This is a genomic window from Streptomyces sp. STAM6 (assembly GCF_054963715.1).
This window is the reverse complement of sequence record NZ_JBUEFZ010000003.1, coordinates 16431-37111: the sequence shown is the minus strand read 5'-3', so window position 1 is coordinate 37111 and position 20681 is coordinate 16431. Positions and strand designations below refer to the sequence as shown.

The 20681-nt window shown below is 72.4% G+C and carries 18 protein-coding genes; 5 read left to right on the top strand and 13 right to left on the bottom strand.

Annotation, left to right across the window (positions count from 1 at the left end):
* Positions 1-90: 90 nt before the first annotated feature.
* A complete protein-coding gene (locus ACY34K_RS04950; RefSeq protein ID WP_462744089.1) occupies positions 91-1224 on the bottom strand; it encodes an SDR family oxidoreductase in 1134 nt (377 codons plus the stop codon).
* A gap of 189 nt (positions 1225-1413) precedes the next feature.
* Between ACY34K_RS04950 and ACY34K_RS04945 the strand changes: the two genes are divergently transcribed.
* Complete coding sequence (locus tag ACY34K_RS04945; RefSeq protein ID WP_462744087.1) at positions 1414-2820, top strand: zinc-dependent metalloprotease; 1407 nt, start codon at positions 1414-1416, stop codon at positions 2818-2820.
* Positions 2817-3338 carry an NUDIX hydrolase gene (locus ACY34K_RS04940; RefSeq protein ID WP_462744085.1) on the top strand — a complete coding sequence of 174 codons (522 nt, stop codon included), beginning with the start codon at positions 2817-2819 and terminating at the stop codon, positions 3336-3338. Before ACY34K_RS04945 ends, ACY34K_RS04940 begins: the two co-directional genes overlap by 4 nt.
* 144 nt (positions 3339-3482) lie before the next feature.
* On the opposite strand, the gene ACY34K_RS04935 is transcribed toward ACY34K_RS04940, so the two are convergent.
* The 4 genes from ACY34K_RS04935 to ACY34K_RS04920 all read right to left on the bottom strand — a co-directional run bounded on the left by ACY34K_RS04935 (position 3483) and on the right by ACY34K_RS04920 (position 7316).
* A complete protein-coding gene (locus ACY34K_RS04935) occupies positions 3483-4238 on the bottom strand; it encodes an AIM24 family protein (RefSeq protein WP_462744083.1) in 756 nt (251 codons plus the stop codon).
* 19 nt (positions 4239-4257) lie between these two features.
* The gene (locus tag ACY34K_RS04930; protein WP_462744081.1) at positions 4258-4938 is read right to left on the bottom strand and encodes an AIM24 family protein; all 681 of its coding nucleotides are present in this window, start codon (positions 4936-4938) and stop codon (positions 4258-4260) included.
* 14 nt (positions 4939-4952) lie between these two features.
* Positions 4953-6632 carry a TerD family protein gene (locus ACY34K_RS04925; RefSeq protein WP_462744079.1) on the bottom strand — a complete coding sequence of 560 codons (1680 nt, stop codon included), beginning with the start codon at positions 6630-6632 and terminating at the stop codon, positions 4953-4955.
* Between the two features lie 108 nt (positions 6633-6740).
* On the bottom strand, positions 6741-7316 hold the full coding sequence (locus ACY34K_RS04920; RefSeq protein ID WP_462744077.1) for a M48 metallopeptidase family protein: 576 nt from the start codon (positions 7314-7316) through the stop codon (positions 6741-6743).
* Positions 7317-7528: 212 nt separating this feature from the next.
* Between ACY34K_RS04920 and ACY34K_RS04915 the strand changes: the two genes are divergently transcribed.
* Positions 7529-8665: a TOMM precursor leader peptide-binding protein gene (locus ACY34K_RS04915; protein ID WP_462744075.1), complete on the top strand. Its 1137-nt coding sequence runs from the start codon at positions 7529-7531 to the stop codon at positions 8663-8665.
* 63 nt (positions 8666-8728) lie between these two features.
* Entirely contained in the window at positions 8729-10111 is a 1383-nt protein-coding gene (locus ACY34K_RS04910) for an ABC1 kinase family protein (RefSeq protein WP_462744073.1), read from the top strand.
* Positions 10112-10141: 30 nt separating this feature from the next.
* On the opposite strand, the gene ACY34K_RS04905 is transcribed toward ACY34K_RS04910, so the two are convergent.
* The 5 genes from ACY34K_RS04905 to ACY34K_RS04885 all read right to left on the bottom strand — a co-directional run bounded on the left by ACY34K_RS04905 (position 10142) and on the right by ACY34K_RS04885 (position 14047).
* Complete coding sequence (locus tag ACY34K_RS04905; RefSeq protein ID WP_462744071.1) at positions 10142-10339, bottom strand: hypothetical protein; 198 nt, start codon at positions 10337-10339, stop codon at positions 10142-10144.
* Positions 10340-10463: 124 nt separating this feature from the next.
* Positions 10464-10727: a hypothetical protein gene (locus ACY34K_RS04900; RefSeq protein ID WP_462744760.1), complete on the bottom strand. Its 264-nt coding sequence runs from the start codon at positions 10725-10727 to the stop codon at positions 10464-10466.
* Between the two features lie 92 nt (positions 10728-10819).
* Positions 10820-11188, bottom strand: coding sequence for a WhiB family transcriptional regulator (locus ACY34K_RS04895; protein ID WP_462744069.1), 369 nt, complete (start codon positions 11186-11188; stop codon positions 10820-10822).
* Positions 11189-11358: 170 nt separating this feature from the next.
* Positions 11359-11697 (bottom strand): hypothetical protein, encoded by a 339-nt coding sequence (locus tag ACY34K_RS04890; protein WP_462744067.1) that lies wholly within the window; start codon positions 11695-11697, stop codon positions 11359-11361.
* A gap of 169 nt (positions 11698-11866) precedes the next feature.
* Positions 11867-14047 carry an ATP-dependent DNA helicase UvrD2 gene (locus tag ACY34K_RS04885; protein ID WP_462744065.1) on the bottom strand — a complete coding sequence of 727 codons (2181 nt, stop codon included), beginning with the start codon at positions 14045-14047 and terminating at the stop codon, positions 11867-11869.
* Positions 14048-14217: 170 nt separating this feature from the next.
* Here ACY34K_RS04885 and ACY34K_RS04880 point away from each other — a divergent pair, with 170 nt between their 5' ends.
* Positions 14218-14460, top strand: coding sequence for a mycoredoxin (locus tag ACY34K_RS04880; protein WP_462744063.1), 243 nt, complete (start codon positions 14218-14220; stop codon positions 14458-14460).
* A 150-nt stretch (positions 14461-14610) separates the two neighbouring features.
* On the opposite strand, the gene nudC is transcribed toward ACY34K_RS04880, so the two are convergent.
* Genes nudC through ACY34K_RS04865 form a run of 3 tightly spaced genes read right to left on the bottom strand, consistent with a single transcriptional unit; the run spans position 14611 to position 20648 of the window.
* Positions 14611-15555, bottom strand: a complete 945-nt coding sequence (gene nudC, locus ACY34K_RS04875) for an NAD(+) diphosphatase (protein WP_462744061.1) — start codon at positions 15553-15555, stop codon at positions 14611-14613.
* A 37-nt stretch (positions 15556-15592) separates the two neighbouring features.
* Entirely contained in the window at positions 15593-17014 is a 1422-nt protein-coding gene (locus ACY34K_RS04870; protein ID WP_462744059.1) for a dipeptidase, read from the bottom strand.
* Positions 17015-17024: 10 nt separating this feature from the next.
* Positions 17025-20648: an ATP-dependent helicase gene (locus tag ACY34K_RS04865; RefSeq protein WP_462744057.1), complete on the bottom strand. Its 3624-nt coding sequence runs from the start codon at positions 20646-20648 to the stop codon at positions 17025-17027.
* Positions 20649-20681: the final 33 nt, after the last annotated feature.

The following is a 20681-nucleotide window of genomic DNA, read 5'->3' as shown; positions in this document are numbered from 1 at the left end:
GTCCGCGGCGCCTCTCCGGGCCCGGACCCGGGCCGGGGCCGCCGGGAACCGCCCGGAACCGCCGGGACCGCCGGGAACCGCCCGCGCCGGTCAGATGCCGCGGCGCTTCCTCGCCCGGCGGACCAGGGCGGCCGTGCCGAGCAGGGCGACCGTGGCACCGGCGGCACCGGCGGCGGTGGCGTCCTTGCGGCCCAGGCGGCGGCCCGCGACGGTGTGGCGGCCCTCGACCTCCTCCAGCAGCGCGGCGAGCACCTCCTCGTTGGTCCACTGCGGCCGCCAGCCCGCGTCGTGCAGCCGCCCGACGCTGACCACCCAGGGGTGCATGGTGTACGCCAGGTCGCCGGCCGGCGAGGGGGTGAGGCCGATCCGGTGCAGCCGGGCCGCCGCGCCCAGCGCCACCGCCGAGGGCAGCTCCATGCGCCGGATGCCGCTGAGCTCCTCGACCTCCTCCTGTTCCAGCCAGCCGTCGCAGCCGACCGCGAACTCCCCCTCGACCTTCTCCAGCGCCGCGTACTCCAGGGCGCTGACCAGGTCCTCGACGTGGCAGAACTGCCAGGTGGGGTGCGATCCGGCGACGACCAGCAGGCGGGGCGACTCGAAGTACCGGGTCAGGGCCGTGTCCGTGCCGCCCACCAGGACGGCGGGGCGCACCACGGTGACGTTCAGGCCGGGGTGGGCGCGGGGCGCGCGCCGGGCGAGGCGCTCGATCTCCAGCAGGTCGCCGACGCCGGTGGCCTCGGCGGTCGCCCGCAGCTCGGCGTCCTCGGAGAGCGGGATGTCGTTGTCCGGCAGTGCGCCGTAGACCATCGCGGAGGTGCACAGCACGACGCGGTGGACCCCGGCCGCCGCGGCGGCCGTCAGCACCGTCTGCGTACCACGTACGTTGTACGCCGTACGGGCGGCCGGGTCGGTCTCCAGGTCGAGATCGAGCGCGAGGTGCACCACGACGTCCGCGCCGCGCAGCTTCTCGGCGATCGCCGGGTCCCGTACGTCCAGGATGTGCCAGTGCGCCTCGGGGATCTCTCCGCGGCGCTCGTCGATGGCGATGACCTGCCTGATCTCGTCGGACGCGACGAGGCGCCGGGTCAGCAGGTCACCGACGCCGGAGGCGGCACCGGTGACCGCGACGACGGGGCCGCGGCCGGCGGACTGGGTTGACTCGTTTCGCCTCTGGCGAACTTCGGCGCCGCGCGCTGCGCGAACCTGTGGATCTGGGGAACTCACCGGGCGTCTCCAGCGGTTGTCTTCAGTACGTACGTGAATGACGCGTACGTACCAGGTGGCGTCCATCCTGCCGCAGGCCACGAGCCGGTGGAGCATCGAGCCCACATCCGGCTCCGATGTCTAGGCTGGTGGTGTTGTCGGGCAGCCGCCGCCGGCAGAAGCCGGCGGCCCTACGAGCCGAGGAACCCCGTGAGTGACACCCCATTCGGATTCGGCCTTCCGCCGGAGGAGCCGGAGGACGGCGACGAGGGCCGGAAGACGCCCTCCGAAGGCGGCAAGGGTGCCGGTGACAACCCGTTCGGGTTCGGCGGCCTGCCGGGCGGTGCGGACAACCCGTTCGCCGCCATGTTCGGCTCGCTGAACCCGGCCGACCTGGGCGCCGCCTTCCAGCAGCTGGGCCAGATGCTCAGTTACGAGGGCGGACCGGTCAACTGGGACATGGCCAAGCAGATCGCGCGCCAGACGGTCTCCCAGGGAACGCCCGACGGCACGAAGGACTCCAGTGTGGGCCCGGCCGAGCGGGCCGCCGTGGAGGAGGCCGTGCGGCTGGCGGACCTGTGGCTGGACGGTGTCACGTCCCTGCCGTCCGGTGCGCACACCTCCGTGGCCTGGAGCCGCGCGGAGTGGGTCGAGGCGACGCTGCCCGCCTGGCAGCAGCTGGTCGACCCGGTCGCCGAGCGGGTCGGCGCCGCGATGGGCGACGTCCTGCCCGAGGAGATGCAGGCCATGGCCGGCCCGCTGATCGGCATGATGCGGTCGATGGGCGGCGCCATGTTCGGCCAGCAGATCGGGCAGGCCGTGGGCGTGCTGGCGGGCGAGGTCGTCGGTTCCACCGACATCGGCCTGCCGCTGGGTCCGGCGGGCAAGGCCGCGCTGCTGCCGCTGAACATGGAGACGTTCGGCAAGGACCTGGGCGTGCCCAAGGACGAGGTGCGGCTGTACCTGGCGCTGCGGGAGGCGGCCCACCAGCGGCTCTTCGCGCACGTGCCGTGGCTGCGCTCGCACCTGTTCGGCGCGGTCGAGGGCTATGCGCGAGGGATCAAGGTCGACACCTCCAAGCTGGAGGACGCGGTCGGCCGGCTCGACCCGTCGAACCCGGAGCAGCTGCAGGAGGCGCTCCAGCAGGGCATGTTCCAGCCGGAGGACACTCCGGAGCAGAAGGCCGCCCTGGCCCGGCTGGAGACGGCCCTGGCGCTCGTCGAGGGCTGGGTGGACGCGGTGGTGCACGAGGCCGCGAAGTCCCGGCTGACCTCGGCAGCGGCGCTGCGCGAGACGCTGCGCAGGCGCCGTGCCTCGGGTGGCCCGGCGGAGCAGACGTTCGCCACGCTGATCGGCCTGGAGCTGCGCCCCCGCCGGCTGCGGGACGCTTCCCGGCTGTGGGCGTCGCTGACCGACGCGCGGGGCGTGGACGGGCGCGACGGCCTGTGGGAGCACCCCGACATGCTGCCGACGGCGTCCGACCTGGACGACCCGGACGGCTTCGTCCACCGTGAGCACCTGGACTTCTCGGAGATCGACAAGATGCTCGGCGAGGCGGCCGGGAACCAGGACCGCCCCAAGGGCGCCGAGCACGACGAGGACGACACCGACAAGTGAGCCTGCACGAAGACGCCGTCCTCGTCCTGAAGACGTACGAGGACCAGCCGGAGCTGCGCCAGACCTATCTGGATCATCTGGCGGCGCATCCGGACGGCATGTGGAAGGCGTGCGAGGCCGGTCATCTGACGGCGAGCGCGCTCGTCGTCGACCCGGAGCGCGGCCGCGTCCTGCTGACACTGCACAGGAAGCTGGGCATGTGGCTGCAGATGGGCGGCCACTGCGAGCCCGGTGACCCGACGGTGGCCGCGGCCGCGCTGCGCGAGGCGACGGAGGAGTCCGGCATCCCGGGTCTGACGCTGCTCGCGGACGGTCCGGTGCGGCTGGACCGGCACGCGATCCCGGCCCCCTGCCACTGGCACCTGGACCTGCAGTACGTGGCACTGGCCCCGCCGGACGCGGTGGAGGCGATCAGTGACGAATCACTGGATTTGCGCTGGTTCGGGTACGACGAGGTGGCGGACGTGGCCGACGCGTCGGTCGTCCGGCTGATGGAGGCGGCGCGCGCCGCGCTCTGACGCATCGACTGAGGGGCGGCCGCGGACCGTGCGGCGCTGGGGCGTGTTTCGAAAGTCCCGTCCGGCCGGGAACGCCTGGCACGCACGGTCCAGACTCCCCCGGCCCCGCCCTCCGGGCGGACGACGCCACTTTCGAAACCCGTCCTAGTTCCAGGCGTTGTTCTGGTTCTGGGCGTGGGAGCCGTGCTGGCCGGCGCCGAACTGGGCGCGCAGGCCCTGTCCGATCTCCGCGTTCTGCGGCGGCATGACCTCGCTGGGCTGGACGAGCGCGAAGCCCTGCCCGAGGAAGCTGAGTTCCCAGCCCTCGCCGGTGCTGCCGCGGCGGCGGCGCACGTTGGAGGAGTGCGTCTGCGCCTGCATCTGTACGCGCAGGCTCGACGACCAGGCGACGATCGCGTCCGAGTCGACGTTGACGTACTTGTCCGGAGTGACCTGCATCATCAGCGGCTGGCCCGAGGTCATCAGGGCGACCTGGCCGCGGCCGGAGATGTTGAGCTGGTACTTGCCGGAGCCGGAGATGCCGTACTGGCTGTCCACGGCGATGACCTCGGTGTGCAGCGTGGAGTCCAGCGCCAGGACGTAGGCGCTGTCCACGGTCATGCCCTCCTGGTCGACCTCCACGACGTGTACGTACTGCGCCAGGTTGGCCAGGTAGACCGTGCCCTGCCCGGAGCAGCGCATGAGGTCCAGGCCCTCGCCGGTGTTGGCGCGGGCACGGCGCTGGCTGCTGGTCTGGTACTCGCCGTCGAAGTCGATCAGGCCCTGGTAGGCGACCATGGCGCCCTTGCGGGCGAGCACGTCGTCGTGGCCGGTGAGAGCGACCCGCAGGAGCTGCGGGTTCTGGACCGCGTACCGGTCCTGGGTCTGCTGTTCCGTGTAGCTGAAAAGCGGGCTCTGCATGATGTGTTCTCGCTCCCCCTCAGCCCCGGATCCGAAGCCGGTCGGTGCTGTCCTCGCTCGGCTGTACGACGACGATGCCCTGTCCGGAGAAGGCCATCTGGTACGCCTCTCCACTGCCCCGGCCGATCAGGGACGAGGCCTTGAAGCTGCGCTTGCCCTTCACCTTGAGCGCCGGCGACCAGGCGACGAGCGCGTCCGGGTCGACGTACGTCTCGTCCTCGCCGCGGCCGCAGTCGACGACGATCGGGGTGCCGCGCGAGGTCAGGGCGACCCAGCCGGTGCCGGCGATCGTCACGTTCCACAGGCCCTGGCCGGCGAACTTGGCGAGGCCCTTGACCTTCTCGACGCCCCACTGGAGGTGAGCGTCGAAGGCGAGCACATTGGTGCCGTTGACGGAGATCGAGTCGTTGTTGAGGTTGATGACGACGACGTCCGCGCCGTAGTCGGCGAGGTACAGCAGACCGTCGCCGGAGCACTTCATGATGGGCGCGCCCTCGCCGGTGACCCACTGGGAGGCGATCTGCCGGACGGCGGGCGGGTTCGGCTCGTACTGGACGAAGCCCTCGTAGGCGACCATGGAGCCGGTGCGCGCGTACAGGTCCTGGCCGGACACCATGGCGACCTTGAGCATGGTGCGGCCGTGGTTCTCCATCCGGGCCGCCACGGGGGTCGGGGCGTAGCCCGCGAGTTGCTGGTTCATTTTTCCGGGCTCCCTCAGACCTCGTAGGGCTGGACGACGATGAAGTTGCCGGGGGCGCCCCGGAACTGCAGGTTCACGGTCTCGCCGCTGTGGCCGGGGTAGGCGTTGCGGCGGAGCCGGACCTGGCTGGAGAGGATGACCTGGGACGCGGACGACCAGGCCACGATGGCGTTGGAGTCGGCGAAGGTGGTCGGGGTCACCGGAAGGACCACCGGGATGCCCTGCGTCTTGACGATGACGGTGCCGGTTCCGGTGAACTGCATGGTGAACAGGGCGCCGCCCGGAATGCCGTGCCCCTCGATGCGGCGGACCTCGTGCTGCAGCGACTCGTCGAAGGCGAGCACGTTCTCCGCGGAGACGCAGATGCCGTCGCCCTGGAGTTCGATGGGGTGCAGATGGGCGCCGTTCTCGGCGAGGAAGACCTGGCCGCGGCCGGTGCAGCGCATCAGCTGCATCTCCTGGCCGGTGGCGTTGCCGACGATACGGCCGGCGAAACCGGCGCCCTTGTAGCTGAAGTCCACCTTGCCCTGGTACATGACCATGCTGCCCTGGCGGGCCAGGACGGGGACGCCGCCCATGGCGAGGTCGACCCGCATCATCTGCTGGTTCTGCGGGGTCCAGCGCGTGCCCGTGGCGGTCTCGCGGTACGGCTGGAGTGCCGCATCCAAGCCCGCACCGACCTGCGGGGCGGCCTGCGGCATGCCGTGCGGCATCCCGTGCGGCATGCCGCCGGGGGGCGTGGCGCCGGGCGGCTGCTGGCCGAACTGCTGCTGGGCGTAGGGGCCGGGGGCCTGGGCGGGCGCGCCGTACGGCGACGGTGCGACGGGCGGCTGGCCCTGGCCGGGAACCTGACCGTACTGCGGCTGCTGGGGCTGCTGAGGCGCCTGCGGGGGCTGCCCGTACGGGGACGGGGCAGCCGGCGGGGCCATCGGGGCCGCCATGGTCGGCGCGGTGTGCACCGGCTGCGACACCGGAGCGGGGGCCGGTGCCTGGGCGGGGGCCGGTGCCGCGGGCGCGCCGAAGGACGGAGCCGGCTGGGGCGCCTGCGGGGCCGCGGGGGCGCCGAAGGACGGGGCGGGCTGGGCGGGCGCGGGAGCCTGGGCCGGCGCACCGAAGCCCGGGGCGGCACCCTGCGACGGCACCGGCTGCTGCGGGGCCTGCTCCTCCTCGGCGACCTCGCCGCCGAAGTTCTTGAGCAGTGCCTCCAGCCCGCCGTCGAAGCCCTGGCCGACGGCGGCGAACCGCCAGACGTCCTTGAGGTAGAAGTCACCCAGCATCACAGCGCGCTCGGTGCTGAACTCGGCGCCGGTGAAGGCGTACCGCGCGACCTCCTGGCCGCCCGCCACGATACGGATGTGACCGGGGCCGACCTGGGACATCTGGCCGGCACCGTCGATCGTGGCGGTGAAGGAGAGCTTCTGGATGTGCGCCGGGATGCGGTCGAGCGTGACGCGGAAGGACTCGGTGTCACCGGCCTGCGCGCCGAGCAGCTGAATGGACTCCTCGGGCGTTTTGGGCTGGTTGAAGAAGACGAAATACCGGTCGTCCGAGAGTTGCTCATTGGCGTCGAGGCCGAAGCAGCTGATGTCGAAGGTCAGACCCGGTGCGGCGATCTGCACGCCTACGTACAGATCCGTGCCGGGTGTGAGATCACTGATCTTGGCCTTGTGGCCGCGTTGGAATTCCCTGGCCATGCGTAACGACCGTCCCCCATCCCGAAATATGAATGCGTCGCGCCAGGCTAACGGCTGGATGCGACATTGAGCCAAGTCGGGACAGCTTCGGTACAGGATCGGCGAATGTCACTCTCCGCGAGCGACCGGGAGATGCGGCAGCCGGTCGGCCGCGACCACCCCCTCGAGGTAGCCGCGGGCGCGCTCGGTGCGGGGGTAGGCCTCCAGCAGCCGCCAGAACCGCGGCCCGTGGCCCGGCACCAACAGATGTGCCAGTTCGTGGACCAGGACGTAGTCCACGACATACTCGGGCATTCCCTGCAGCCGGTGCGAGAGCCGGATGCTGCCCTCGGCCGGAGTGCAGGAGCCCCAACGGGTGTTCTGGTTGGTCACCCACCGGACGGACGTGGGCCGCGCCCGGCCGTCGAAATACTGGGCGGACAAGCGCTCCGCGCGCTCGGCCAGTTCGGTGTCGCCCAGGATGCGCTTGCTCTCCTGGGCGGCGAGTTTGTCGAGCATCACGCTCACCCAGCGGCGTTCCTCGGCCTCCGACATCCGGGCGGGGATGAGCACGACGGTCCGGTCGCCCTCGCGATAGGCGGAGACGGTCCTGCGGCGCCGGGAGCTCCTTCGGACCTCGACCGCACTCGTCCCCGATCCACGGGGCGGGTCGCTTGTCGGGCTGCGCTGTGGGTCGGCGGGCACGCCCCGACGTTACCCGCTGTCAGCACGGGAAGTCCCACCCCGGGAACGGTTCACGCGTGATCCATCCACAGCCTGCACCATTTGAACGACTAATTACCCACCCTGGGGACAACTTTCGGCGGCTTCGGCGTGCGCGCCGCATTCTGACCATGCGGATCGGTGGAGCGGCAGGACGCGGATCGGCGGGACCGATGAAGATCACGGGGGCGGATATGCATCCGAAGGTGAAGCCGGCGCTGCGGCGCGCCTGGCGAAATCTGCAGTGCGTACAGTTCGGCGCGGCACCCGCACACGCGGTGGTGCTCGGCCCGGTGGACACCACGACAGGCAGCCTGCTGGCACTGCTGGACGGTACGCGCGGGCTCGGTCTGTTGCGGGAGGAGGCGCGGGCGCTGGGGCTGCCGGAGGGCCGGCTGGAGGCGCTGCTGGCCCGGCTGGAGGCGGCGGGGCTACTGGACGACACGGTGGCCGGCGGGCCCGCGGCCGACACGCTGCGCGGAGAGGACGGCGCGCTGGACGCGCTGCGCGCCGATCTGGCCTCGCTGTCGGTCGTGCACCGTGAACCGGGCGGGGGGATACGGCGCTTGGCGGCCCGGCGCGGGATGCGGGTGCAGGTGAGGGGCGCGGGCCGGGTCGGTGCGGGCATCGCGGCGCTGCTGTCGGGCGCCGGGGTGGGCCGGGTCGACGTTCTGGACGGCGAGTGTGTGCGGCCGTGGGACGTGGCGCCCGGTGGGCTGCCGGCCGAGGCGGTGGGCGAGCGCCGGGACACCGCGGCGCGGCGGCTGGTGGGGCGGTCGGCACCCGGAGGCCGGGCGCCGCGCACGGGACGGGCGGGCGGGCCGGAGCCGGGCCTCTCGCTGATCGTGGTGGCGCCGAGGGACGGGCTGGGCGCCTATGCGCCGGACCCGGTGCCGGCCGACGCCTGGGTGTCCACCGGTACCCCTCATATGTACGCGGGTGTGGTGGAGGCCACGGGTGTGGTGGGCCCGCTGGTGCTGCCCGGCGGCACGGCCTGTGCGCGCTGTCTGGAGCTGGAGCGTACGGATCGTGACCCGGCCTGGCCCCGCATGCTGGCCCAGTGGCGCTCGGGGCGGCAGAACGCCGTGCCGGCCTGCGATCTGAGCCTTTCGGCCATGGTCGCCGGACTGGCAGCGGCTCATGCGCTGGCGTTCCTCGACGGGGATCTGCCGGCGAGCACCGGCGCCCGGTGGGAGACCTCACTGCCGCTGCTGGACTGGCGCTCGGAGCGGTTCTCGCCGCACACGGAGTGCCCGTGCGGCGCCGCGGGCCGGGAAGTGAGGGAACGCACCTCGGAGGCCGGGACGGGGCAGGACACAATGGCGAGGTAACCGCCGTTCATCGGCATCGGCCGGAGGTAAACGCGGCACGCAGTCTGGGATTTGGAGGGGCGCATGTCTGATCTTCCCCGGAAGGCGGTCACCCGGACCGCCAAGTTGGCCGCGTTGCCATTGGGCTTCGCGGGCCGGGCCACCTGGGGTCTGGGCAAGCGGATCGGAGGCAAGTCCGCGGAGATAGTGGCGCGGGAGCTGCAGCAGCGCACGGCGGAGCAGTTGTTCCGGGTGCTGGGTGAACTCAAGGGCGGCGCCATGAAGTTCGGCCAGGCGCTGTCCGTCTTCGAGTCGGCGCTTCCCGAGGAGATCGCGGGCCCGTACCGGGCCGCGCTGACGAAGCTCCAGGAGGCCGCTCCGCCGATGCCGACCCGCACGGTCCACTCGGTGCTGGAGGAGCGGCTGGGCGAGGAATGGCGGGAGCTTTTCCTGCAGTTCGAGGACAAGCCGTCGGCGGCCGCCTCGATCGGTCAGGTGCACCGGGCCGTGTGGCACGACGGGCGCGAGGTCGCGGTCAAGGTGCAGTACCCGGGCGCCGGCGAGGCGCTGCTGTCGGACCTGGCCCAGCTGAGCCGGTTCGCCCGGCTGCTGGGGCCGCTGATCCCCGGCATGGACGTCAAGCCGCTGATCACCGAGCTTCGTGACCGGGTGTCGGAAGAGCTGGACTACGGCCTGGAGGCGCAGGCGCAGCGGGAGCACGCCGCGGAGTTCGCGGACGATCCCGATGTGGTGGTGCCGGACGTGGTGCACCAGTCGGACCAGGTGCTGGTGACGGAGTGGATCGACGGGACACCCCTGTCGGAGGTCATCGCCGACGGCACGCAGGAGCAGCGCGACCGGGCGGGGCAGCTGCTGGCACGGTTCCTCTTCTCGGGTCCGGCCCGTACCGGGCTGCTGCACGCCGATCCTCATCCTGGGAACTTCCGGCTGCTGCCGGCCGCGGACGGGGCGGAGGACGGCGACAGCGGGGGATGGCGGCTGGGCGTCCTGGACTTCGGCACAGTGGACCGGCTGCCGGGCGGGCTGCCGGAGACGATCGGCAGGTGTCTGCGCATGACGCTCGAGGGCGAGGCGGAGACGGTCTACGGACTTCTGTGCGAGGAAGGGTTCGTCAAGGAGACCATCGAGCTCGACCCGGACGCGGTGCTGGACTATCTGCTGCCGATCATCGAGCCGGCGGAGGTGGAGGCGTTCACGTTCAGCAGGAGCTGGATGCGCCGGCAGGCTGCCCGGATCGCGGATGTGCGTTCGCCCGCACACCAGTTGGGCAAGCAGCTGAACCTGCCGCCCGCGTATCTGCTGATCCACCGGGTGACGCTGAGCACCATCGGGGTGCTGTGCCAGCTGAACGCGTCGGTGCGGCTGCGCGAGGAACTGGAGGCATGGCTGCCCGGCTTCCTCCCGGAGGCCGAGGAGGATGTGGAGCCCGTGGAGGCGCAGGCGTGAACCGGGGCGGCACGGGGGACCGCCATCGGTTCACCACCAGGAGGAGTCGAGTCTGCTCTCGATGGCTCTGAGGTTCTCTCGGGCACATTCGTCGCAGAAGTAGTGGCGGCTGCCGTTCTCCACGGAACAGGTCCAGGTGACCGGGAGGGTGTCGGCCGTCTTGCCGCAGCGGGAGCACACCACGCTCTGCTCGTCCGGCTGCGCGGGGGAAGATGTCCGCTCGTTCACTACGAGACGATAACTCCGTCGGGGCCGTGGGCGCCGACAACGCACCGCGGGGGCCGGTCGGTTCGACCGGCCCCCGCGTGGGGTCCACTCACCGGCATCGGCGCCTCGGGGCGCCGGCGGTGGATCAGTGCATGACGGCCATGGCCAGCGCGCGGCGGGCGCGCATGGAGACGCGCTCGGCGCGGCGCTGCATGCGCCGGGCGGCGACCAGGCGCACGGCCTGGCGTTCCGCGTCGGCTTCCCGCATGCGGTCGTGCATATGAGCACGGGCCAAGGCTTCTTGGATGAGTTGCATCTCGCGGTTCCTGTTCTGACGCGAGGCGTTCGCGCCGATGGTGGTGAAGGCTGGGGTCGCGGAGCCGGCGGGCTCGCTGGTGGAAGAGGTCATCGGGGCCTGCTTCTGGGGATCGTGCGTCAGGGGGCGGTCAATGGTTCCGGTGCGCTTCTGGGCCTTGGGAGTCGCCTCCCAAGTGATGGCGGTCACGCCGCGACCGGGTTCTTGCGCGGGCGGCCACGGGGCCGCTTGCGGGCAACGACCACGCCCTGGACGAAGAGCTCGCCGCCCCAGACGCCCCAGGGCTCACGCCGCTCCTTGGCGCCCGCCAGGCAGGCCTCCATGAGAGGGCAGGTCCGGCAGAGGGACTTGGCGTACTCGACGTCCGCCGGAGACTCGGCGAAGAAGACCTCCGGGTCGTAGGAGCGACACGGGACGGGCACGCCGAGGTTCTCGATGGCGTCGTCGAGCGCGGTGAGCGCGGTGAGGGGGGTCAAGGTGGGGTCCTCCGTGAGGCCGGGCGGGGGGATCGTTTCGGAAGGCGGTACGGACGGGGCGTGCGCTTCGAGTTGCACGGTTCTGTCTTCCTCGTCTGGTCGGTCCGGCCGGTCGGCCGGTGGGCTGGTACCGGGTTCTGCTTGGTCCCGAGGCCCCTTCGCTCCGTTCCGCCCGTTCGGGCAAAACAGAAGGGCCGCGGATCCCGGGTGGGGTTCCGCGGCCCTGAAGGCGCCGGCCTGATCCTGGATCAGGCTGGATCACTCCAGGGTTCGAGCCCACGGAAGGCCCACATCGTGTGGTGCTGCTGCGTCTGCTGCTTGGTTTCGGCACCGGTCGCCGCGAAGGCATAGGCCATGCCCTCTGCTGCTCCTGCTTCCAGTGCCTCGGTCGGTCGCTCAATGCGCTCCTGGACGGGGAGAGCCGTCAGGAGGGCGGCGGGGCGCACGGCGGCGAAGCCGGACACACCGGTGCCAAGGAGCGAAGCCGAGCCGGAGAGGCCGAGCGAGCAGGCGGAGACGACCGAGCGATCGGTCATTTTGACGGTGCTGATGGCGTTGCTGGTGGAGCTGAAGTTGATGCTGATCACTGGAATCGCCTCCTCTCGGCGTCTCGGGGGGATCGGTTGGAGCCGGTCCCACGCGTATTCGGATAAGTACAGCACAAGGACAGGGCTTCGGAGAAGCCGCTGTTCTCGTGGTTAAGAACCTATGGGGATCACTGGGGCGCGCGCAAACTATTTTTTCGACGAGTTTGCATCAGTCCTCCTCGTCGTCGGGCCCAACCTCCTGACCTGCACAGATGGCCAGGACATCGGCACCGAAGCGGTCCAGTTTGCGCGCGCCGACGCCTGCGATGGAGGCGAGCTCGTGGTCCGTGGACGGGACGGCCTCGGCGATCGCCATCAGGGTCTTGTCGGTGAAGACGCAGTACGCGGGCTGGCTGAGCTGCTGCGCCTGGTCGGAGCGCCACTCGCGAAGCCGCTCGTAGAGCGCCTCGTCCATGTCGGACGGGCAGTCCTCGCAGCGCATGAGCTTCATCTCGCCCGCGTCGGTGAGTGTCGTACCGCACACCCGGCAGCGGACGGGGCCGCGCCGGCCGCGCCGCGCGGCAGGGCCGGCACCCCGCTCGATGCCGCCGCTGCCGCCCGCTGTCCGGGCGCCGGGTGCCGTGGAGCCGGGGCGCAGTCCGCCGAGGAACCGGGTGGGCCGGCGGGAGGGGCGGCCGCCGGGCGACCGGGACAGCGCCCAGGACAGCGAGAGGTGGAGCCGCGCGCGCGTGACGCCGACGTAGAGCAGGCGGCGCTCCTCCTCGATCTGCTCATCGGTCTTGGCGTAGGTGATCGGCATCATGCCCTCGGTGAGCCCGACCAGGAACACCGCGTCCCACTCCAGACCTTTCGCGGAGTGCAGCGAGGCGAGGGTGACGCCCTGGACGGTGGGGGCGTGCTGGGCAGCGGCCCGCTCGTCGAGCTCGGCGACCAGGTCGCCGAGGGTCGCGTCGGGCTTGGCGCGCGCGAAGTCCTCGGCGAGCCGGGCCAGCGCGGCCAGGGACTCCCAGCGGTCGCGGACCGCGCCGGAGCCGGCCGGGGGCTCGGTGGTCCAGCCCTTGGTGGAGAGCACGGCGCGGACCTGCGAGGGCAGGTCGACGACGTCGTCGAGGAGGGAGTCGTTGTTGCCGAAGCGGGCGGCACTGCGCAGGGCGGCGCCGGCCTCCCGGACCTCCTGGCGCTCGAAGAAACGCTCGGCGCCGCGCAGCTGGTAGGGGACGCCGGCGTCGGCGAGGGCCTGTTCGTAGACCTCGGACTGGGCGTTGATCCGGTACAACACGGCGATCTCGCCGGCCGGGACGCCGGTGGCGATCAGGTCGCGGATGCGGCGGGCGGTGCCCTCGGCCTCGGCGGGCTCGTCGGCGTACTCCGTGAAGACCGGGGCGGGGCCCGGGTCGCGCTGGGAGATCAGCTCCAGGCGGTGCTCGGCGGCGCGACCGCGGGCCTGGTCGAGCAGCCCGTTGGCGAGGTGGACGACCTGTGGGGTGGAACGGTAGTCCCGGACCAGCTTCACCACGGTGGCGTTCGGATGGCGGGTGCGGAAGTTCAGCAGGTGGTCGGGGGTGGCGCCGGTGAACGAGTAGATCGTCTGGCCGGCGTCGCCGACGACGCACAGGCTGTCCCGGTCCCCCAGCCACAGGTCCAGGAGCCGCTGCTGGAGCGGCGACACGTCCTGGTACTCGTCCACCACGAAGTGCTGGTACTGGCGGCGGATCTGCTCGGCGATGTCGTGCCGGTCCTGGAGGATGCCGACCGTCAGCAGCAGCACGTCCTCGAAATCGATGACTCCGCGGTCCCGCTTGAGCTGCTCGTACATGGCATAGATCTGGCCAATCTCGGCGGTGTCGCGCGGGGCGTCGCGTTGCGCCTTGGCGACGGCGGCCGGATAGTCGGCCGGCACCGTCTGGGTGACCTTCGCCCACTCGATCTCGCTGGTGGTGTCACGCAGCTCGTTGCGGTCGAGCCGGACGCGGCAGCGTGCGGCCGCGTCGGCGACCAGCTGGATCTTGCGCTCCAGCAGCCGGGGCATCTCCCCACCGACGGCTTTCGGCCAGAAGTACTGGAGCTGACGCAGGGCCGCGGAGTGGAACGTACGGGCCTGGACGCCGCCCGCACCGAGCTGTCGCAGCCGGCCTCGCATCTCGCCCGCGGCGCGGTTGGTGAAGGTGACGGCCAGCACACTGGCCGGCGGGAGTATGCCCGCGCGGACGCCGTAGGCGATGCGGTGGGTGATCGCGCGCGTCTTGCCCGTGCCGGCCCCCGCCAGCACGCACACCGGACCGTGCAGGGCGGTCGCCACCTCGCGCTGCTCGGGGTCGAGCCCTTCGAGCACCGCGTCGGCCGAGTCCGGGACCCGCGGGAAGAGAGTGGAGTGCGTTGCTGCTGTCACCCTGCCATGCTGCCAGGTCGCCCGTGGCCGGCGAGACGGTTGTCCACAGGCCCGGGGGCGCGGTCATACCGGCGGGGAATGGTCGCGGGATCGCGTACGTTCTTCCCTCCTGGTGCCGCACCCGCGGCACCGGCGGCACCCGCCGGCTACCCCAAGGAGCGCGAGAGACGATGCAGGGCACTCTGACGATGTACAGCACCACGTGGTGCGGCTACTGCCGCCGGCTGAAGAGCCAGATGGACCGCGAGGGCATCGCGTACACCGAGGTCAACATCGAGCAGGACCCCGAGTCGGCCGCGTTCGTGGAGAAGGCCAATGGGGGCAACCAGACCGTCCCGACCGTCCTCTTCGCGGACGGTTCGACGCTGACCAACCCCTCGCTGGCCCAGGTCAAGCAGAAGATCGGCGCCTGAGAGGCCCCTTTCCGGGCCGGGCGCCCCGTCACACGGGCGCCCGGGCACGCTCGCCCCTCACCCGGGCGGCGGGGCACGCTCAGGCCGTCACCCGGGCGGCGGGGCACGCTCGGGCCGTCGCAGGACGGCGGGGCACGCTCGGGCCGTCGCTCAGGCGACGCTTCCCGGCTTCGGCAGCGGCTTGCCGTACCAGAGCTCGATCAGCCGGGCCGCGATCGAGATGCCGTACGGGGGCAGCACCTCGCCGGACTCGAACGCGGCCCGCAGCTCCTCCCGGGAGAACCAGCGGGCCTCCTCGATCTCGTCGCCGTCCACATTGATCTCGGACGAGGTGGCACGCGCCATGAAACCGAGCATCAGGCTGGACGGGAAGGGCCACGGCTGGCTGGCGACGTACTCGACCTCGCCGACCGTGACGCCCGCCTCCTCGAAGACCTCGCGGACCACCGACTGCTCGATGGACTCCCCCGGCTCGACGAAGCCGGCGAGCGTGGAGAAGCGGCCCTCGGGCCAGTGCACCTGGCGGCCCAGCAGCGCCCGGTCCTCCTCGTCCGTCACCAGCATGATCACCGCCGGGTCGGTGCGCGGGTAGTGCTCCGCGCCGCAGGCGGGACAACGGCGGATGTGGCCGGCGGCCGCGATCACGGTGCGCTCGCCGCAGCGCGAACAGAAGCGGTGCATCCGCTGCCAGTTCTCCAGCGCCACCGCGTGCACCATCAGACCCGCGTCGCGCGGGGAGAGCAGCAGACCGGCCTCGCGCAGGCCGGCGGGGCGGGCCGACTGGTCCATGCGCCCGGGCAGGGCGTCCTTCTGGAGCGCGAAGTAGCTGACGCCGTCGGCGTCCGTGCCCAGGAAGTAGCGGTGCGTCTCGGTGACGGGTGCCTCGAAGGAGGGCGTCATGACCAGCTCGGTGCGTCCGTCGGGGGTGTCGTCGATCAGTACCTGGCCGCCGGAGACCACGAAGACCCGGGTCGACGGGTGGCTCCATGCCGCGGCGAGCCACGCCTCGTCGAGGCGGTGGTGCGCCGCGCGGTCGATGCCGCTCGGGGCGGTGAGGCCGATCGGACGATGGCCTTCGTTACTGATGGTGCTCACTGGTGCTTCCAACTCCCCCGGATGGATGGGTGTCTCTTCAGCGGAGTGCGGCGGACAGGTCGCCCCACAGGTGGGCGGTGGTTTCCACGCCCTTGAGCAGCAGGTCCAGCTCGACCTTCTCGTTCGGCGAGTGCCAGCCGTCGGACGGGACCGAGATGCCGAGGAACAGCACCGGTGCCGCGAGGACGTCCTGGAGGTCGGCCGCCGGCCCGGAGCCGCCTTCGCGCGTGAAGCGGATCTTGGCGCCGTCGAACGCCCGGCTCATCGACCGTACGACGGACTGGAGGGCCGGGTGGTCGAGCGGTGTCAGACAGGGGCGGGTCGCGGCACCGAAGGTGATCTCGTGGCGGATGCCCGCCGGGGTGCGGGCGGCGACCCAGTCGCGTACGGCCATCTCGATCTTGTCCGGGTCCTGGCCGGCGACCAGCCGGAAGGAGATCTTCAGGTGGGCGGAGGACGGAATGATCGTCTTGCCGCCGGGGCCCTGGTAGCCGCCGCCGATGCCGTTGAGTTCGGCGGTCGGGCGGGCCCAGACGCGCTCGAGGGTGGAGTATCCCGCCTCGCCGAGGGTGCCGTACGACTTGGCGGTGGCCAGCCATGACGCCTCGTCGAAGGGCAGCTCGGCTATGAGCTCGCGTTCGGCGTCGGTCAGCTCGGCGATGTTGTCGTAGAAGCCGGGGATCGTGACGTGCTCGTTCTCGTCGTGCAGCGCGGCGACCAGGCGGGCGGCGGCGGTCGCCGGGTTGGGCACGGCGCCGCCGAACGAGCCGGAGTGGATGTCCTGGTCCGGGCCGTACAGCGTGATCTCGCAGTCGGCGACCCCGCGCATACCGGTGCAGACGGTGGGAGTGGTCTCCGACCACATGCCGGTGTCGGACACGATCACGGCGTCGGCCGCGAGGCGGGCGCGGTGCCGCTCGACGAGCGCCCGGAAGTGCGGCGAGCCGGACTCCTCCTCGCCCTCGACGAGGAGCTTGAGGTTCAGGGCGGGGGCTGTGCGGCCGGTGACGGCGAGATGCGCGCGGACGCCCAGGGTGTGGAAGAACACCTGGCCCTTGTCGTCGGCGGCACCGCGCGCGTGGAGCCGGTTGTCGCGGATCACGGGCTCGAAGGGCTCCGTGTGCCAGCCGTCCTCGCGGGCGGCGGGCTGCACGTCGTGGTGGCCGTAGACGAGGACGGTGGGCGCGTCCGGGTCGCCCGAGGGCCACTCGGCGAACACGGCGGGCGCGCCGTCGGTCTCCCAGACCTCGGCGACCGGGAAGCCGGTCGCGGCCAGCTTCGCGGCGAGCCACTCCGCACTGCGCCGCACGTCCGGTGCGTGCTCGGGCTGCGCCGACACGGACGGAATGCGCAGCCACTCGGCGAGATCGTCGAGGAAGGCGGCGCGGTGCTGCTCGATGTACGCACGTACGGCCTGGGTCCGTACGGTCTGGACGGCGCTGTCCGGGGTGTCGCTCATGCTCCTGAGCCTATCCGGCGTCCGGGGTCGTCCCGTCGGGCGTCCCAAGGAGCAGGATGCGCTCCAGTTCCGGACGGCCCGGCAGGTGGTCGGGGCGGACCACCTCTCCCGTGCGTACGTACACGAAGGCGGCGGTCACCGCGTCGAGCGGCAGGCCGTGCCGCTCGGCCCAGGCGAGCCGGTAGACGGCGAGCTGGAGCGGGTCGGCGGTGCGGGCGCGGTTGGTCTTCCAGTCGACGATCTCGTACGTGCCGGTGGCGGCGTCGCGGTAGACCGCGTCGATGCGGCCACGGATCACCCGGCCGGCGAGCGCGAGCTGGAAGGGCGCCTCCACGCGGTACGGGGTGCGCCGCGCGTACGGCGTGTGCTCGAAGGCCTCCTTGAGGGCGGCCAGGTCCCGCTCGTCGGCGATCTCCGGCTCGTCGGTGTACTCCTCGCCGCCGGGCAGCTCGTCCGGGCCGAGCATCGGGAGCGGCAGCTCCTCGAAGCGGGCCTCGACCCAGGCGTGGAACCGCGTCCCCCGGCGGGCGGCGGGCTGCGGCGGGCGCGGCATGGGCCGGGCGAGCTCCTGGGCGAAGCCGTCCGGGTCGGCGGCGAGGCGCAGCAGCTGCGACGCCGAGAGGGAGGCGGGCAGTGGCACGTCACGGGTGGTGGCGCGGGCGCGGAGCAGCTCGGAGGCGAGGGCGTCGAGGTCGCGGTCCCACGAGGCGAGGGTGCGGGCCTCCTCGGGGGTGAGGTGATCGTTCCCGCGCGGGAGCCGGCCACCGGGCGCCCTCGCGCCGGACCGGGTCGGCTCGGCGGCGGGGGCGTCACCACCGCGCCGGGGCGCCGGCAGGTCCGCGTGCGGGGGCGCGGCGCCGTCGTCGGGCGCCGGCTCGTGGGATACGGGCGCGGCAGGCAGCTCGGTCTCCCAGTCGTCCCAGTCCGCGAGGTCGCCCGGCAGCGGCCCGTCGCCGTCCGGGGGGTCGGCGAAGCCGGGGCCGTCCGGTTGGTCGTCGAAGCCGTCGCCGTCCGGGTGGTCGGCGAAGTCGTCGCCGTCCGGGTGGTCGTCGAAGCCGGGGTCCGGGCGGTCGTCGAACAGGGGCTCGGGGGTGTAGGGCTGTGCGGCGGCCGGGGCAGGGGCGTCCCGGTGCTCCCCCTCCTCCTGGGCCGCGGCCAGATGACGCAGGACCGTGTCCGCGGCCGCACGGCGGCGGGCGAGCGAGGCGGCGTCGAGGGGGAGCGGCCAGACCTGGTCGGCCGCCGGGGCCAGCAGGGCCGGGTTCTCCGCGTCCTCGGCGGGCTCGTCCGCCCAGGCCTCGATCTCGCCGTGGCCGGCCGCGCAGTGGTCGTACAGCGCGTGCAGGAAGGGGGACGGGCCGCGGGGGCGCTTCTGGGTGGGGCCCCACCAGTGGGCCGAGCCCAGGAGGAGCGAGCGGGGGCGGGTGAAGGTCACGTACCCGAGCCGCAGCTCCTCCGTGTGCTGGTGGTCCCGCATGGCCTCCTTGAACGCCTTGAGGGACTTCGCGCCCCACTCGTCGATCGCCGGGAGGGTCGCCGCGTCGCCGCGCAGTCCGTGCGGCAGGACCTGGGGCTGGGCCGTCCAGGACTCGCGCGACCTGGTGCTCGGGAACTGTGACGTGACCAGGCCGGGGACGGCGACGACGTCCCACTCGAGGCCCTTGGACTTGTGCGCGGTGAGGACCTTGACCGTGTTCTCGCCGCCCGGCAGGGCGTTGTCGAGGCCCTTCTCGTACTGCGCCGCGGTCCGCAGGAAGCCCAGGAAGGCGAGGAGGGTCGCCTCGCCGTCGAGGGAGGCGAAGCCGGCCGCGGTGTCCAGGAAGCTGGACAGGGTCTCGCGGCGGCGGGCGGCCAGGGCGTGCGGGGACGCGGAGAGTTCGACCTCCAGGCCGGTGGTGGCGAGCACCCGGTGGAGGACGTCCATCAGGGGGTCGGCGAGGGAGCGGCGCAGATCGCGCAGTTCGGCGGCGAGCCGGGCGAAGCGGACCCGCGCCTCGGCGGAGAACGGCAGGCCGTCGTCCTCCCCGGCCGGATCGAGGAAGGTGTCCAGCGCGTCGGCCAGGGAGATCACCTCGGCCGGGTCGACGCCCTCCACGGCAGCCGCGAGCCGCTCGTCCGGGTCGCCGTCGTCGCCCCGGTCCCGGTGGACGAGGAGCCGGGCGCGGCGCCCCAGCAGCGCCAGGTCCCGGGCGCCGATGCGCCAGCGCGGCCCGGTGAGCAGCCGGACGAGCGAGGCGTTGGCACCGGGATCCTGGAGGACCTCGCAGACGGCGACCAGGTCGGCGACCTCCGGGAGGTGCAGCAGGCCGGACAGGCCGACCACCTCGACCGGTACGTCGCGGGCCACGAGCGCGGCCTGGATCTCGGGGAAGTCGGTCGCCGTACGGCACAGGACGGCGATCTCGCCGGGCTCCTTGCCCGTGCGGACGAGATGGGCGATCGAGTCGGCGAGCCAGTCGATCTCCTCCGCCTGGGTGGGCAGCAGGGCGATCCGGACCGTGCCGTCGCGCTCGGCGCCGGGCGCGGGCCGCAGCGCCGCCACGCCTTCGTGCATGGCGCGCAGGGGCGCGGCGAGTTCGTTGGCGAGGTCGAGGAGCCGGCCGCCGCTGCGGCGGTTCTCGCTGAGCGAGAAGCGGGAGGCGGGCCGTCCGTCCCGGTACGGGAAGTGCTCGGGGAAGTCGTCCAGGTTGGCGACGGACGCGCCGCGCCAGCCGTAGATCGCCTGGCAGGGGTCGCCCACGGCGGTGACGGGATGTCCGGTGCCGCCGCCGAAGAGCCCGGACAGCAGCAGCCGCTGGGCCACGGAGGTGTCCTGGTACTCGTCCAGGAGCACCACCCGGAACTCGTCCTGGAGGATCGCCCCCACCTCGGGGCGGGTGAGCGCCAGTTCGGCGGAGAGGGCGATCTGGTCGCCGAAGTCCAGCAGGTCGCGGGCGCGCTTGGCGTCGCGGTACCGCACGACGAGGTCGAGCAGCTCGCGGCGGGCGGCCGCGGCCTCGGGGACCTTGCGCAGGTCGGCGTTGCTGAGGCGGGCGGTCTCCAGGACGGAGAGCAGCCCGGAGTCGTGGGCGAGGAGGTCGGCGGGGCGTACGAGGTGCTCGGCGAGCTCGGCGTCGAGCGCGAGGAGGTCGCCGACGAGGGTGGGGAACGACTTGGTCAGCGCGGGGTACGGCCCCGGGGCCTCGCGCAGCACCCGCGCGGCGAGCTGGTAGCGGGTGGCGTCGGCGAGGAGGCGGGCGCTGGGCTCCAGGCCGATGCGCAGGCCGTGGTCGGTCAGCAGCCGGCCGGCGAAGGCGTGGTACGTCGAGATGCGGGGTTCGCCCGGCGGGTCGTCATGGTCGATGGTGTCCGGGTCGGTGACCCCGGCCCGGACGAGTGCCTTGCGGACGCGCTCGGCGAGCTCGCCGGCCGCCTTGTTGGTGAACGTGAGGCCCAGGACCTGCTCGGGCGCGACCTGGCCCGTGCCGACCAGCCAGACCACCCGGGCGGCCATCACCGTCGTCTTGCCGGAACCGGCTCCGGCCACGATGACCTGCGGGGCGGGCGGCGCGGTGATGCAGGCCGTCTGCTCCGGGGTGAACGGGATGCCGAGGAGCTCTTTCAGCTGCTCGGGGTCGGTGAGGCGAGTGGTCACGGTCATCGAGGCTAACCGGCGCCACCGACAGTC

Excerpts from the sequence above, each read along its gene's own strand:
- ACY34K_RS04935 (WP_462744083.1), bottom strand. The coding sequence starts at position 4,238 with ATGCAGAGCCCGCTTTTCAGCTACACGGAACAGCAGACCCAGGACCGG.
- ACY34K_RS04930 (WP_462744081.1), bottom strand. The coding sequence starts at position 4,938 with ATGAACCAGCAACTCGCGGGCTACGCCCCGACCCCCGTGGCGGCCCGG.
- ACY34K_RS04925 (WP_462744079.1), bottom strand. The coding sequence starts at position 6,632 with ATGGCCAGGGAATTCCAACGCGGCCACAAGGCCAAGATCAGTGATCTC.
- ACY34K_RS04915 (WP_462744075.1), top strand. The coding sequence starts at position 7,529 with ATGCATCCGAAGGTGAAGCCGGCGCTGCGGCGCGCCTGGCGAAATCTG.
- ACY34K_RS04910 (WP_462744073.1), top strand. The coding sequence starts at position 8,729 with ATGTCTGATCTTCCCCGGAAGGCGGTCACCCGGACCGCCAAGTTGGCC.
- ACY34K_RS04900 (WP_462744760.1), bottom strand. The coding sequence starts at position 10,727 with ATGACCTCTTCCACCAGCGAGCCCGCCGGCTCCGCGACCCCAGCCTTC.
- ACY34K_RS04880 (WP_462744063.1), top strand. The coding sequence starts at position 14,218 with ATGCAGGGCACTCTGACGATGTACAGCACCACGTGGTGCGGCTACTGC.
- ACY34K_RS04870 (WP_462744059.1), bottom strand. The coding sequence starts at position 17,014 with ATGAGCGACACCCCGGACAGCGCCGTCCAGACCGTACGGACCCAGGCC.